12 protein-coding genes are annotated in these 15,248 nt (G+C 45.4%); 7 read left to right on the top strand and 5 right to left on the bottom strand.

The window, feature by feature from the left end:
• Positions 1–86: 86 nt before the first annotated feature.
• Positions 87–659: a uracil-DNA glycosylase family protein gene (locus tag R8N47_RS22445; RefSeq protein WP_005382518.1), complete on the bottom strand. Its 573-nt coding sequence runs from the start codon at positions 657–659 to the stop codon at positions 87–89.
• A 2-nt stretch (positions 660–661) separates the two neighbouring features.
• Positions 662–1,585, bottom strand: a complete 924-nt coding sequence (locus R8N47_RS22440) for a D-2-hydroxyacid dehydrogenase (RefSeq protein ID WP_005382519.1) — start codon at positions 1,583–1,585, stop codon at positions 662–664.
• Between the two features lie 66 nt (positions 1,586–1,651).
• Here R8N47_RS22440 and R8N47_RS22435 point away from each other — a divergent pair, with 66 nt between their 5' ends.
• Positions 1,652–2,239, top strand: coding sequence for a YjaG family protein (locus R8N47_RS22435; protein ID WP_064354395.1), 588 nt, complete (start codon positions 1,652–1,654; stop codon positions 2,237–2,239).
• A gap of 79 nt (positions 2,240–2,318) precedes the next feature.
• Here R8N47_RS22435 and R8N47_RS22430 read toward each other — a convergent pair whose 3' ends face one another.
• Positions 2,319–3,452 (bottom strand): hemolysin family protein, encoded by a 1,134-nt coding sequence (locus tag R8N47_RS22430; RefSeq protein ID WP_064354394.1) that lies wholly within the window; start codon positions 3,450–3,452, stop codon positions 2,319–2,321.
• A gap of 253 nt (positions 3,453–3,705) precedes the next feature.
• Between R8N47_RS22430 and hupA the strand changes: the two genes are divergently transcribed.
• Entirely contained in the window at positions 3,706–3,978 is a 273-nt protein-coding gene (hupA, locus tag R8N47_RS22425) for a nucleoid-associated protein HU-alpha (protein ID WP_005382524.1), read from the top strand.
• 39 nt (positions 3,979–4,017) lie between these two features.
• Positions 4,018–4,716, top strand: a complete 699-nt coding sequence (locus R8N47_RS22420; RefSeq protein ID WP_064354393.1) for a DUF1481 domain-containing protein — start codon at positions 4,018–4,020, stop codon at positions 4,714–4,716.
• Positions 4,717–4,799: 83 nt separating this feature from the next.
• Here the strand turns inward: R8N47_RS22420 and purD are convergent, their stop codons facing one another.
• Complete coding sequence (gene purD / locus R8N47_RS22415) at positions 4,800–6,089, bottom strand: phosphoribosylamine--glycine ligase (protein WP_064354392.1); 1,290 nt, start codon at positions 6,087–6,089, stop codon at positions 4,800–4,802.
• Between the two features lie 194 nt (positions 6,090–6,283).
• Positions 6,284–7,876, bottom strand: a complete 1,593-nt coding sequence (gene purH / locus R8N47_RS22410) for a bifunctional phosphoribosylaminoimidazolecarboxamide formyltransferase/IMP cyclohydrolase (RefSeq protein WP_053303479.1) — start codon at positions 7,874–7,876, stop codon at positions 6,284–6,286.
• Positions 7,877–8,141: 265 nt separating this feature from the next.
• Here purH and zntR point away from each other — a divergent pair, with 265 nt between their 5' ends.
• The 4 genes from zntR (at position 8,142) to R8N47_RS22390 (ending at position 14,568) form a co-directional block, all read left to right on the top strand.
• A complete protein-coding gene (gene zntR, locus R8N47_RS22405) occupies positions 8,142–8,540 on the top strand; it encodes a Zn(2+)-responsive transcriptional regulator (protein WP_005382529.1) in 399 nt (132 codons plus the stop codon).
• 163 nt (positions 8,541–8,703) lie between these two features.
• Complete coding sequence (gene cadC, locus R8N47_RS22400) at positions 8,704–10,266, top strand: lysine decarboxylation/transport transcriptional activator CadC (protein WP_025768986.1); 1,563 nt, start codon at positions 8,704–8,706, stop codon at positions 10,264–10,266.
• Positions 10,267–10,971: 705 nt separating this feature from the next.
• Positions 10,972–12,315: a cadaverine/lysine antiporter gene (cadB, locus tag R8N47_RS22395; RefSeq protein WP_017635552.1), complete on the top strand. Its 1,344-nt coding sequence runs from the start codon at positions 10,972–10,974 to the stop codon at positions 12,313–12,315.
• 117 nt (positions 12,316–12,432) lie between these two features.
• The gene (locus R8N47_RS22390; protein WP_005451159.1) at positions 12,433–14,568 is read left to right on the top strand and encodes a lysine decarboxylase CadA; all 2,136 of its coding nucleotides are present in this window, start codon (positions 12,433–12,435) and stop codon (positions 14,566–14,568) included.
• The last annotated feature ends 680 nt before the right edge of the window (positions 14,569–15,248 follow it).

The raw sequence follows: 15,248 nt of genomic DNA, 5'->3' as shown, positions 1-15,248 counted from the left end.
ATTTAATATAAACAAATACTTATAATTTCTGGTTTTATGTTCTAATTTTCTTGTACAGATAAACAAGCAATTAGATCATGGGTAACCTAAAGCATCGAGTGAACGCGTTTTTTAAGGTATGGTACGACGTCAGATTCAAACCAAGGATTCTTCTTTAACCACAATGTATTGCGTGGAGATGGGTGAGGGAGCGGGATAAAGTCCGGTTCCCAATCTTGCCATTGCTGAACGGTTTGCGTGAGCGTCTTTGGTTTGTTGGTGAGATAGTACTGCTGCGAGTACTGACCAATTAGTAGAGTGAGCTCTATATTGGGCAACTGCTCAAGAATCTTTTTATGCCAAGTGGGCGCACATTCTTTACGAGGCGGTAAATCACCAGAGTTCCCTTTGCCTGGATAACAGAATCCCATTGGGACAATGGCAATTTTATTTGGGTCGTAGAAAACGTCTTTGTCGATATCGAGCCATTGGCGTAATCGATCACCACTTGGGTCATTCCAAGGTATCGAGGTTTTGTGTACACGTGTGCCAGGGGCCTGACCGATGATTAGGATGCGTGCCCCTTTTGCTGCTTGCACGACAGGGTTTGCACCCAAAGGTAAGTTATCCGCGCAGATCTGGCAGGCCCTCACTTGCTGCAATAGCTCGTCTAACGACATTCTTAGTAACCCTTTTCGAAATCCACTTGATAATTTAATGAAAACCCATCGCGCCAGCGTAGATAGTTGTCAGCAAAAATCTCGATGACTTGCTCGGGAAAACTCAGCGCAGCAATGTGTGGAGTGATGGTGACTTGCGGTAGTTTCCAAAATGGATGCTCTACCGACAACGGTTCTTGCTCAAACACATCTAAGAAGGCGTGTTCTACCCAACGGTTTTTCAGAGCGAAGAGCAACCCTGCCTCATCCAGTACGTCGCCACGACCTACGTTAAACAATAACGCCTGGTTTAGTTGGCTGAGCGTTTGACGATTAAGTAACTGTCGCGTCTCAGGTGTACTTGGTAGAGTATTCACAACGATGTCGGCTTGCTCAAATGCCTTACTTAGTTCATTGATATGAAAGGTCTGATGAAACTCGCCGCCTGGAGTAGGGATACCTGTGCGGTTAATACCGATAGTTTTTATCCCCATTGCTTTAGCGGCGTTGCCCAGATAGCCCCCAATGCTACCGGTACCAAGAATTACCATGGTTTTACTTTTTAATGACGTGTACAGGTGAGGCTGCCATTGTTTGTTTTGTTGCTGCTGGTGGTATCGGGCAAAGTGGCGGTAATGGGCAATACTGTAACCCAAAACATATTCAGCAATCAGTGGACCAAAGATGCCTCGAACGTTAGTTAGAGTATAGTCCTGACGAAGGCTAGGGGATGTTAAGGCGTTGACACCAGCAAACGTGGATTGCACCCATTCAAGCTGTGAAAACTCGTCTAAGCTTTGTGATAGTAAGGGTGGATCCGCTAGTACGATCTGAGCGGCTTCTGGTTGGTCGGTGAGACAAAGATCGGGCAGATTTTTCTCTGCCAGTAACGTTTTGTAGGTGTCGCGATGCTCTGAGAGCAGGAAAATCTGATTTGAATGCGGCATTAACTTTTTTCCCTGTGATGAATCAAGTACACTTTCGCTGTTTTTTTCTTCAATGATTGAGTGACTATGCTTAAGAATCCTCTTCAGGTTCGTTTAGAAAAACTAGAACCTTGGCAACAAATTACCTTTATGGCGTGTCTGTGTGAACGCATGTATCCAAACTATGCGATGTTTTGTGAGAATACAGAATTTGCTGACCCGCGTGCTTACCGAGCGATTCTTGATAGTGTATGGGAAATTTTGACAGTTAAGAACGCGAAAATTAACTTCGAACGTCAATTGGAGAAGTTAGAAGAGTTGTTCCCAAGTGCGGATGAGTTCGATTTTTACGGCGTTTACCCAGCGATGGACGCGTGTCAGGGTTTGTCTACGTTACTGCATGGTCTATTGGATCGCGACTACCTTTTTGATTCAATGCTTAAAGTGAGTCAACAGTCGGTACAAACCGTTGCTGATCTAGAGCAAGCACAAGGCGCAGAGCCAATCACTAACGACAACCAGAAAGAAAACGAAGCCGTATGTGAAGAGTGGGACGTCCAGTGGGCTATCTTCCGTCCGCTGCGTGAAGCGATAGAACGTGACATCAGCTTGATTAAAGATTTGCGTGAAGAGATACGTGAAGAAGGTGTGAGCAACATCGGTATTGCACTTTAATCGTTGAATAAATAGAAAAAGGCATCCTAACTGGATGCCTTTTTTGTTTGTGCGTTTAAGCTGTTATACCTAATGCTGATTACGATTCTTTCGAGTCGGGTTTCGGTGGCTTTTGAGCTTCTGGCTCTTTATCCTGCTTCTCCGGCTCATTATCTTCTTCATCGTCATCGCGGCTTTCGATTACGCCGTGCATTTCTTTCCAGCTTTCCCAGCGTTGGTAAGCCAGCTCCTGCATGTCAGTGCTTTTATCTGCTTCGTCGATGATCTCCTCGCCTACGAGGTGTTCAAAAATATCTTCCAACGTTACCAAACCTAGCACGGTACCGTATTCATCAACAACAAGTGCCAGCTGTAAGCGATGAGTCATCATCTGGTCGAATACTTTAGGTAAAGTAGTATTGTTTAGCACCACTTGAATTGGGCGCATGATTGCTCCCAACTGTTTTTGTCCACAACCTGATTGTTGTAGTTTGAACAACTCAAGGCGATGCACAAAACCAATAATGTTATCTTTCTGTTCGCTGTAAACCAATGGGCGTGAGAAAGGCGTATCTTTGTGTTTTTCTAGGAACTCATTGATGGTCATTGTGGCATCGACACGGAATACTACTGGTCGTGGCGTCATAACCTGCGTTACGGGTACATCTTGGATGCCAAGCAAGTTGCTTAAGATTTTTGATTCACCCTCGGCAAACTCACCGCTTTCACGTGCCAGAATCGCCATTGCAGACAGCTCATCACGCATCTTTGGAGCTTCGTGGTTACGAGCAAGACGCTTGGTGATTTGCTCTGAGAACCAAACAAAGGGTGTAAGCGCCCATACCATCCAACGCAATGCGACCGCGGCAGTGGGTGCCAACTGACGCCAGTAGGTCGCGCCAATCGTCTTCGGTACGATTTCTGAAAGCACTAAGATCGCCAATGTCAGCACTGCCGAAAAGATACCTAATGCTTCGCTACCAAATACAACCGCAGCTTGTGCACCAGCAGTGGCCGCGCCGATAGTGTGAGCGATGGTGTTTAAAGTCAGAATAGATGCCAGTGGTCGGTCGATATCTGATTTCAGCTTAGCCAATTGCCCAGCTGCGGGATGCCCCTGTTGATTGAGCTGCGCAATGTAGCTCGGACTGATACTCAGCAGTACCGCCTCCAGCACCGAACAGATAAACGAAATGCCGATTGCGATAGAGATATAAATGGATAACAGCAGCATAGTTGCCCTTGAATGTAGTTTGATAGTGGTTATTTGCAGCTATTATAACCGCAAAAGTGACTTATAAATTGGTCCAAATACCTTGGAAAGCAAGGGTTTTCAGGGGGTATGTGGTAACAAATTGTGAGTTATTACTCATATTATGGCTAAAAGTACGTCAGAAAATCGAAAGATCGCTTACAAACCTTTGCCAGATGGGGCATTTATGTTTTAGAGTGAGACGAATTCGATAACCTATGAGAAGGGAAACCTAATGAACAAGACCCAATTAATCGACTTTATCGCAGAGAAAGCAGACCTATCAAAAGCACAAGCAAAAGCTGCTCTTGAAGCGACTCTTGATGGTGTAACTGGCGCACTTAAAGAGGGTGACCAAGTTCAACTAATTGGTTTTGGTACATTCAAAGTAAACCACCGCGCTGCACGTACTGGTCGTAACCCTAAGACTGGTGACGAGATTCAAATCGCAGCAGCTAACGTACCAGCATTCGTAGCAGGTAAAGCGCTGAAAGAATCAGTAAACTAAGTTAGAATGCACCGAGGTATCCTGCCTCGGTGCAATTTCATGAAAAAACATCTACTCACTTCACTTCTCCTATCTAGCCTTACCCTTTTTGGCTGTTCATCGGTTGAAACTCCTAATTTAGAACAATTCACGCATTTTTCTGGTGGTAAAGTTGCGGGAGATGCTAGCAGCTTGTACTGGATGACAGAGAAACTCACTCGTGTGAGTACGGCGGCTGATTATGTGACTATGGGGGACAATGGTTGGTTCCAGAGTGATTATCGCTGGGACGAAGGTGAGTTGCGAGAGTTGATTCGAAAAGGCGAGCAAGTTGATACCAAACAAGAGTTGGTGCCTTTTCAAATCCACATCCGTTTCAATAAAGATGGCGAAGCGGTTTACCAACAATATCGTGTTAACCGTAAAGTCTTACCACTCCAGCATGACCAATTAGAGCGCTACAAAGCAGAAGCGAATGACGTAGTGGCATCGGTTAAGGCGCAGTCTCGTAACAATCAGAGCCTTATTCAAGGTTATTGGAATGGTCAATCGTTTGAAACCTGCAAAGGTAAGGTGTTCTCGACACTCGAGTTTAATCAGACGCCGCCAAAATTTATTATCGAGCGTCTCTCATCGGTAGACAGTTATGTGGCTTTTGTCGGCAAGCAGTCACGAAACAAAGCAATGGTCGATGAACTGTTGATGCTCAATGACGATGACTTTGATTGTGTTTCTCGGCCAAAGTTGATCTCTGAATAAACATTGCTTCGAATTCTGTCGAACAAGAACAATAAAAAAGGCGCTAAGTGCGCCTTTTGTTTTTTAGCCAACTTATGTTGTTTTTATTTTTCTTGCTCACGTGCAATTGCACGGTAGCCGATGTCGTTGCGATGGAACATGCCATCCCAACTGATCTGTTTTGCAAGCTCGTAAGCACGCTGCTGCGCTTCTGATACACTGTTGCCAAGTGCGGTTGCACAAAGAACACGACCACCGTTTGTCACGATGTCGCCATCTTTGTTATCTGTACCAGCATGGAAGACTTTTTCGCCTTCAATTTCAACTTGTGGCAGACCCAAAATAACGTCGCCTTTGTTGTACGCTGCTGGATAACCACCGGCTGCTAGCACGATACCAATCGATGCTCGTGGATCCCATTTTGATTCCACTTGATCCAGTTTTTGGTCAATCGCAGTTAAACATAGATCAACGAGATCGGATTGCATACGCATCATGATCGGTTGCGTTTCTGGATCACCAAAACGACAGTTATACTCAATCACTTTAGGTGTACCGTCTTTGTCGATCATTAGGCCTGCGTATAGGAAACCTGTGTAAGGATGACCTTCAGAAGCCATGCCGCGTACGGTTGGGTAAATCACTTCTTCCATGATGCGGTTGTGGATTTCCTGTGTCACGACTGGAGCAGGCGAGTATGCCCCCATGCCACCCGTGTTAGGGCCTGTATCTTTGTCGCCTACGCGCTTGTGATCTTGGCTGGTGGCCATTGGCAGAACGTTCTCACCATCAACCATCACGATGAAGCTTGCTTCTTCACCGTCCAGGAATTCTTCAATCACTACACGGCTACCAGCATCACCAAATGCGTTACCAGCTAGCATGTCTTTGATTGCGTCTTCGGCTTCTTCTAGCGTCATTGCCACAATCACGCCTTTACCAGCCGCAAGGCCGTCGGCTTTCACCACAATCGGCGCACCTTGCTCACGCACGTAAGCCAGTGCAGGCTCGATTTCAGTGAAGTTCGCGTAGGCACCCGTTGGGATTTGGTGACGAGCAAGGAAGTCTTTAGTAAACGCTTTAGAGCCTTCAAGCTGTGCTGCTGCTTGGGTCGGGCCGAATATTGGCAAACCTGCTTCGCGGAACGCATCAACCACACCAATAACCAGCGGTGCTTCTGGGCCAACGATAGTCAGTTCAATCGCCTTCTCTTTGGCGAAAGCAACAAGGCCAGCGATGTCTTCTACATCGATGTTTACGTTCTCTAGTTTTGGCTCTAGTGCTGTACCTGCGTTGCCTGGTGCAACGAAGATAGTCTCAACATTTGGGTTTTGTGCCGCTTTCCAACCTAGCGCATGTTCACGACCGCCTGAACCAATGATTAAAACTCGCATATGAAAATCCTTAATCTTATAAATACCGTTTGCTCACACTCAGATATTTCGCAAAGACCTGAGTATGGCCTCTCTAATTCAATGGGACGAGGACAAGGCGACAAGTGAACTTATTCCTATGAGCATAGTATGCTATGTGATTAGGATAAGTGAACGCCGTCAACGCAGTTATCGTCCCAGTGAAGACGAGAGGATTAGTGGCGGAAGTGACGCATACCGGTAAAGATCATCGCCATGCCGTGTTCGTCTGCAGCTGCAATAACTTCGTCATCACGCATAGAACCACCTGGTTGGATAACACACTTGATGCCCGCTTCTGCAGCCGCGTCGATGCCGTCACGGAATGGGAAGAATGCATCTGATGCCATTACACAACCTTCAACCTGTAGACCTTCGTCTGCAGCTTTGATGCCTGCGATTTTCGCAGAGTAAACGCGGCTCATTTGGCCAGCACCTACACCGATAGTCATGTCGCTTTTCGAGTAAACGATCGCGTTAGATTTCACGTATTTCGCTACTTTCCAGCAGAACAGTGCATCTTTTAGCTCTTCTTCTGTTGGCTGGCGCTTAGAAACCACTTTTAGGTCGTCTAGGCTTACCATGCCTTGGTCGCGGTCTTGAACCAGTAGACCGCCATTCACGCGTTTCACGTCAAAGCCAGTTGTCTTCGTTGTCCATTCGCCACACTCAAGTAGACGTACGTTCTTCTTCGCGGCAACCACTTCAATCGCTTCAGCAGAAACAGAAGGTGCGATGATCACTTCAACGAATTGACGCTCAACAATAGCGGTTGCTGTTTCAGCATCCAGTTCTTGGTTGAATGCAATGATGCCGCCGAATGCAGATGTTGGGTCAGTTTGGTAAGCACGGTTGTACGCTTCTAGGATGTCTTTACCTAGAGCAACACCGCATGGGTTTGCGTGTTTTACGATTACACATGCTGGCTCGTTGAACTCTTTCACACATTCAAGCGCTGCGTCCGTGTCTGCGATGTTGTTGTAAGAAAGGGCTTTACCTTGGATTTGGCGAGCAGTAGAAACGGATGCTTCTTGTGGGTTTGCTTCAACGTAGAATGCGGCTGCTTGGTGGCTGTTCTCACCGTAGCGCATGTCTTGCTTCTTCTCGAACTGTTGGTTGAACGTACGAGGGAATTTGCTCTCTTCATCACCGTCTTTGTTCTCACCGTAAGATGGAACCATAGTGCCGAAGTAGTTTGCGATCATGCCGTCGTAAGATGCTGTGTGCTCGAATGCTGCGATAGCTAGGTCGAAACGAGTTTCGAGAGTGAGAGATTTGTCGTTTGCGTCCATCTCTGTAATTACGCGGCCGTAATCACCTGCATTAACAACGATAGTCACGTCTTTGTGGTTTTTCGCTGCAGAACGAACCATTGTTGGGCCGCCGATATCGATGTTTTCAACAGCGTCGGCTAGTGTACAGCCTTCTTTGGCAACGGTTTCTGCGAATGGGTATAGGTTTACGACAACCATATCGATAGGGTTGATGCCGTGCTTTTCCATCACGTCATCATCTTGGCCACGACGACCAAGCACACCACCGTGAACTTTTGGGTGAAGCGTTTTAACGCGGCCGTCCATCATTTCTGGGAAACCAGTGTAGTCAGAGACTTCGGTTACGGCGATGCCTTGTTCGGCAAGTAGGCGAGCTGTACCACCAGTAGATAGGATATCGACACCGCGCTCAGCAAGAGCTTGCGCAAACTCAACAATACCTGTTTTGTCTGATACGCTGATAAGCGCACGGCGAATAGGACGAGCGTTATTCATGCTTCCATTTTCCTCAAATTCACGGAGTTAAAGATGTTTGCCAAAAATGAACTTGTTTTTACCTCTTGGGGTAAAATATTGGCCAGTTTTGGTAAAGACCTTTGCAGGGTGTTTTCTGGTTAGAAAACAGTCTCCACATTTGATGGCGCGTATTCTAACCAATTTATTACAAAAAAGCTCGCGCAATCGTTTGGCATCTCAAAAATAATTGCAAAAAAGTCGTTCTTTAGCTTTAAAAGTAACGAGATAGTTAATAGGGAAAGTTATGTTTCAGATAGGTGAACTGGCAAAACGTTGTGGTGTGACTGCCGATACATTGCGTTTCTACGAGAAAAACGCGCTAATAAAACCCGCAGGACGAAGTGAGTCAGGCTACCGCTTGTATGATGAAGAGAATCAAAAGCAGGTGCACTTTATCCTCAAAGGTAAAGATCTTGGCTTGAGTCTGGATGAAATTAAAGACCTGTTAGAAATTAAGTTAGAAGCGACAGAACACAGCTGTGCAGAGGTAAAAGCCATTACTTCTGCCAAGTTAGAGCTGATTGATGGGAAAATTAACGAGCTGACGAAAATTCGCCGAGCTTTGAAGAAGATTAATGATGCTTGTTGTGGTCATACAGACGATGACGCCACACATTGCTCTATCCTTGCAGCACTTGAGTAGTCTCATTCTTGAATCACTTAACTTAAGTTTGCATTTTTGGCGACTTGCTTTTCTAGGTACACGCTGCTTTCCCACCTATAATCTTGCCTTTAGTTACTTGTAGGAATCGACCATTGTCTGATTCCTACCGTAACGCTGTCTGTAGATACGAGAGTTTTCATACATGGTTGGAGTCTATTTTCAAATCAATGACTGGGTTTTGAGCGTTGATGAAAATAAGCTGTATCGACAAGATAGGGAAGTTACTGTTGAGCCACGCTTAATTAATCTTTTGCACTTCTTAGCGGAGCATGCGAATGAGGTGTTCAACCGCGAGGAATTGATTCAGTACGTTTGGGCTGGAGCGATTGTGACCGATCAAGTGGTGACTCAATCCATCTTTGAGTTGCGTAAGCTACTACGTGACGGTCGAGAGGAAAATACCAACTACGTTATCACGGTGCCCAAGCGTGGCTATAAGCTGGTAGCGAACGTGGTTGCTATGACGCATGAAGAGTTTGTCACAAGTCGGCAAAATGAAGAGATCCCACCTTCGGTTGAAGAATCGGAAGAGGATTGTCTACCTATAGCACCAGCCGTTACCTTTCCTGCCGGTCCTCTAACTCGCGCGGTCTGCGAGATGTCAAAAGAGAAAAAAGCCCCTCAGAGCAAAAACAAAATCAGTCCTTGGCGATTGGGAATTATGAACTTCATCTGGATCAGTATGTTGGTCGTAGTGATGGGCGTGTTTACCTACAAGCAATCGGAAGTGCGTATTACCCAAGCCATCGATACCCATCTGATTGAGTTCAAGTTTCAAGATAATTTTACGAATGAAGGATTAAGCTACGATTTGGCAGACGGATTCGCCCAAAAGTTGATGTCCGACATTGCTCAAGTCAGTGATTACCGAGTCATGCTAAAGAAGGCGTCGTTTACTTCTGGCATTGTACCTGGTAAATCGGTTGTGGTGAGAGTTCGTGAGAATGACGGTGGCAGCTTTTTAGAGGTGGAATATCGCAATAACTCATCTGAAAAAGTGTTGTTTAGTCGTCAATACGCGTTAACCAGTAGTCATTTAAAGACAGTGCTTCAACAAGCGTCGTTGGATTTGATGCAAGTGCTGAAAGTGTCGGATGCCAAATTGAAATCTACGATGCTGGTGGCGGGAATGCCAATGAATCCCGACGCGTTGGAGTTGTTTGTTCAGGCTAACCATTACCTTAATGTCTCTGATACTAAACAATTCCGCCAAGGTATCGACTTGATGGAAAACATTTTAGAAATCGAGCCGGATAATGCTTACGTTCAAGCTGAGTTGTTGATTGCTTACCATGTACAAAAGGCACTTGATTTCTCACACGAGTTGAAGAAAGGGCGAATGCAGCAGCTCAGTGAAGCACTAGAGACTAATGTGAAAATGATGGTGGGGCCAATTCAACCGCGAATTTATGAAGCTTTAGCCCTGCACGAAACCATCATTGGTGACATGGCGTTAGCCAAGCGGCATCTCGGACAGGCATTGAGGTTACGTGATTCAGTGCTTTCCTATGTAATTCGCGGTAAGCACGCCGAATTGGATGGTGATCTGGATTTAGCCAGTGAGTCTTACAGTGAAGCTTTCTATATTGATACGTCGGTTGAGACATACCTGCTGTGCGAAAACTTGGTCTTCCCAAGTAACATGAAGGCGATTGATTACGCCATGTATCGCGCCGTTCACCCTTCTGTCGTTCGAATGCTTTAATTCTCTCGGACTCAACGTCAGCCTAATGCTAGCCCCTCATTTCGATGAGGGGCTTTTTTGTCGCTGTCGAAAAGTGAAAAGGGTGGGGCGGTGGGGCGGTGGGGCAATGACTTACGAAGGAGCTAACAACGCAAGCTTGCAACGGGAATACATACCCGCTTTGCTTTTCTATTTCTATTTCTATTTCTATTTCTATTTCTATTTCTATTTCTATTTCTATTTCTATCTCTATTGATTGTATGAAGTGTCTGGATGAGTTATGTGGCGAGAATGATTTTGGTGCCTTCTTGCATGCGAGATGAATATTGACTTGGGTCAAGAAGCGCGATCAGGGAGAGATTTATGGAATCAACACTTCAGGGAATTAACCCTTCGGGATGGGGAAGTTGATAGAGGTTGATAACTTTTATCGCGATGACCAACGAGTTGATGAGAGTTTATCTATCGGTAGAAGGTTTGATGTTTTTCTTATAACCGTATGAATAATATAGTTTTATATTTTTGTGTTTATCATGTTTATCTCAACTTGATGTTGATGAACTAATCATTTTATTGATAACACCAAGTTTATTTTTTTCCCGATTTTTGGGCGTAGTCTTCACTTCGAAATTTAGCGAGGTCGAGAAGGTTCCTCCTCATAGCATCTCGCTAATAACCATTCAGTTTGAGTCATGTTGACTCGAGTAGAATAGATTTGGAGATGTTATGTCATCGAATGCGAAAAAAATCGGCCTTATTGCCTGTACGGGTGTCGTAGCCGGTAACATGATGGGTAGTGGTATTGCACTATTACCTTCTAGTCTTGCCTCTGTAGGCTCTGTTTCCATCTTCAGTTGGCTGATCTGTTTGGTCGGTGCACTGAGTCTGGCGTTCGTTTACGCTCGTCTGGCAACCAAAAACCCACAAGAAGGTGGTCCTATCGCTTATGCTGGCGAAGTGTCTCCGGTATTTGGTTTCCAAACGGGCGTTCTTTATTACCACGCGAACTGGATTGGTAACCTGGCTATTGCCATTACAGGTGTTTCTTACCTTTCAGTATTCTTCCCTGTGCTTAATAACCCAATTCCAGCAGGTATTGCGACGATTGCATCGGTATGGATCTTCACTTTCGTCAACCTACTTGGTGGTAGCTGGGTAAGCCGTCTATGTACGCTTGGTTTAGTTCTTATCCTTATCCCAGTTGTTGGTACAGCTGCATTTGGTTGGACGCACTTCGATACTGCGCTTTACAGCCAAAACTGGAACGTATCAGCAGGCACTGACAGCCACGCGGTAGTAACAGCGGTTCTTATCTGTCTATGGTCATTCGTAGGTGTGGAATCAGCAGCGGTATCGACGGGTATGGTAGAAAACCCTAAACGTACTGTACCACTAGCAACTATGTTAGGTACTGGTATCGCAGGTGTGATTTACATCCTATCAACTCAAATGATCAGCGGCATGTTCCCAGCGTCAGAAGTTGCGGCATCAGGTGCGCCATTTGCATTGGCAACCACTGAGCTATTCGGTAGCTGGACTGCACCATTCGTATCAGCATTCACAGCACTAGCATGTTTCACTTCGCTAGGTTCTTGGATGATGCTGGTGGGCGAGGCTGGTAAACGTGCAGCAAGCGATGGCAACTTCCCTAAAATCTACGGCGAAACTGACAAAAACGGTGTGCCTAAGAAAGGTCTAATCCTTGCGTCAATCAAGATGACTGCACTGATGGTTGTACTGATGTTCTTCAGCTCTAAAACAGCACACGCATCAGACCTGTTCAACCAGCTAACGACTGACGCAGTTCTACTAACAATGCTGCCTTACTTCTACTCAAGCATTAACTTGATTCGCTTCGAAGGTATGACAACACGCAACGGCTTCGTAATGTTGTTCTCTGGTGTGGCTTGTCTGTTCTGCTTCATCGCACTAGCAGGTGCAGAGGGCGGTACGCTAACAGCAACCTTCATCGTGTCTCTAGTTATCTTGATGTTCTACAGCAAAAAAGCAGGTCTTGCTCAGTACGTGAAAATGCACGCTGAAGACATGCCTGCCCAAGCAAGCAACTAATCCCCAAAACGCTGGCACTACGGTGCCAGCCCATAAAACCCAAATTCACGCGGCGCTCACCTTACTCATTGCCTGTAAATGGCAAAGAGCGCCCTCATTCGCCTTGGAGATGTCCAAATGAATATATTCGCTATCTTGAACCACATGGGTGTGTTCTTTAAAGAAGAGCCAGTTCGTCAACTTCACGCTGCTCTTGAGAAAGCGGGCTACGAAGTGGTTTACCCAGTAGATGATAAAGACTTGATCAAAATGATTGAGATGAACCCACGCATTTGCGGTGTGCTGTTCGACTGGGATAAATACTCACTAGAGCTATGTGAACGTATCAGCCAAATCAACGAAAAACTGCCTGTTCACGCATTTGCTAACGAACAGTCTACTCTAGACATTTCACTAACAGACCTACGTCTAAACGTGAGCTTCTTCGAGTACGCTTTAGGTATGGCTGACGACATCGCTATCAAAATCAACCAAGCGACTGAGGCATACAAAGATGCCATCATGCCTCCATTCACTAAAGCGTTATTCAAATACGTAGAAGAAGGTAAATACACCTTCTGTACTCCAGGTCACATGGGCGGTACTGCATTCCAGAAAAGCCCTGCTGGTAGCATCTTCTACGATTTTTACGGTCCAAACACATTTAAAGCGGACGTATCGATCTCAATGCCTGAGCTAGGTTCTCTACTAGACCACTCAGGTCCACATAAAGATGCAGAAGAATACATCGCACGTACATTTAATGCAGACAGCTCGTACATCGTAACTAACGGTACGTCTACATCGAACAAAATCGTTGGTATGTACTCAGCGCCTGCAGGCAGCACAGTACTGATTGACCGTAACTGTCACAAATCTCTGACTCACCTAATGATGATGAGCGACGTGACACCAATCTACTTCCGCCCAACTCGTAACGCATACGGCATCCTTGGTGGTATTCCACAAAGCGAATTCAGCCGAGATGTCATTGCAGAGAAAGTGGCGAAAACACCAGGTGCAACAGCACCAACTTACGCAGTAGTGACTAACTCAACTTACGATGGTCTGTTGTACAACACACAATTCATCAAAGAATCGCTAGATTGTAAACACATTCACTTCGACAGTGCTTGGGTGCCTTACACTAACTTCAACCCAATTTACGAAGGTAAATGTGGTATGAGTGGTGAAGCGATGCCAGGCAAAGTGTTCTACGAAACACAATCAACACACAAACTGTTGGCAGCGTTCTCACAAGCTTCAATGATTCACGTGAAAGGTGACTTTGATAAAGAATCTTTCAACGAAGCATTCATGATGCACACTTCAACTTCACCTCAGTACGGCATTGTTGCTTCTACTGAAACTGCAGCGGCAATGATGCGCGGCAACACTGGTAAGAAGTTGATGCAAGACTCTATCGATCGCGCAATCCGCTTCCGTAAAGAGATCAAACGTCTAGAAGCAGAAAGTGACAGCTGGTTCTTCGATGTATGGCAACCAGAAAACATCGATACCACAGAATGTTGGAAACTAGACCCTAGCGACACATGGCACGGCTTCAAGAACATGGATGACAACCACATGTATCTTGATCCAATCAAAGTAACGCTATTGACTCCTGGAATGAATAAAGAAGGCGAACTAGAAGAATCAGGTATTCCTGCTTCGCTGGTGGCTAAATTCCTAGACGAGCGCGGCATCGTGGTAGAGAAAACAGGTCCATACAACTTGTTGTTCCTATTCTCAATCGGTATCGACAAATCAAAAGCAATGCAATTGCTACGCGGTCTAACTGAATTTAAACGTGGCTACGACTTGAACCTAACCATCAAGAGCTTCCTACCTTCGCTATACAACGAAGACCCAAGCTTCTATGAAGGCATGCGCGTTCAAGAACTAGCACAAGCAATTCATGACCTAACTAAGAAATACAACCTACCAGAGCTAATGTACAAAGCGTTCGATGTACTTCCAGAAATGAAAGTAACACCACACGCAGCATGGCAAGAAGAGCTTCGCGGTAACGTAGAAGAAATCAAACTGGAAGAAATGGTTGGCCGCGTAAGTGCGAACATGATCCTTCCTTACCCTCCAGGTGTGCCACTAGTACTTCCTGGTGAAATGGTGACTCAAGAGTCTCGCCCTGTGCTGGACTTCCTAGAGATGCTTTGTGAGATCGGTGCGCATTACCCAGGTTTCGAAACCGACATCCACGGTCTATACCAACAAAAAGATGGTAGCTACACCGTAAAAGTATTGAAGAACTAAGTTCCTCTCGAAGATGACGCCATTGGGAATGCAAGCATGCTCCACTCTTACGAGCTCAATGCGTCATCGAACAATAACGACATTTAGATATACCCCTAACTAATCTGTCGTAAAGAGAAGGGCAAGGATGCTCTGATCTTTTCTTCTATATATAGAAGAAACACTTTTCCAAGACTTCACCTGAAGTACCCCAAATAAAAAGCAAAGACCAAAAGAGCAGTTCGTCATCGTTCTGCTCTTTTTTTTCATCTTTATATAGGTAGAAAGAGGAAAAAGAACCAAGAGAGATAAGATCAGTAACCGAAATCACAAAGAAATAGGCGATCTTTTAATGCAGAAGTCAGGTGTTTCATCATGAAAAGATCCTCTGCAACCCGAAATATTAGACAAGATCGTTGAGTATCTATGCAGAATGCTCGTTATTTGTGCGGTTGGAAGTTTTTTTGCAAAAAACGCTTGTGCTAATTTCTCAACCCCCTATACTGCGCATCCACCGACACGGAGTGAGACGAAAGTCACACAGCGAGTCGGGAAGAGAGAAAAAGAATTTGAAAAAATGCTTGACTCTCTCACGGTGTGAAGTAAGATACGCACCCCTAACGACGAGCAACTAAGTTGCTGAAAATGTTAGAAAAGCTCTTTAAAAATAAGAACCTATCAATCTGTGTGGGCACTCGTTG

It is taken from the genome of Vibrio sp. 2132-1 (genome assembly GCF_033344315.1).
Note: the sequence above shows the minus strand (reverse complement) of the source record. Positions and strands in the feature narration are given on the sequence as shown.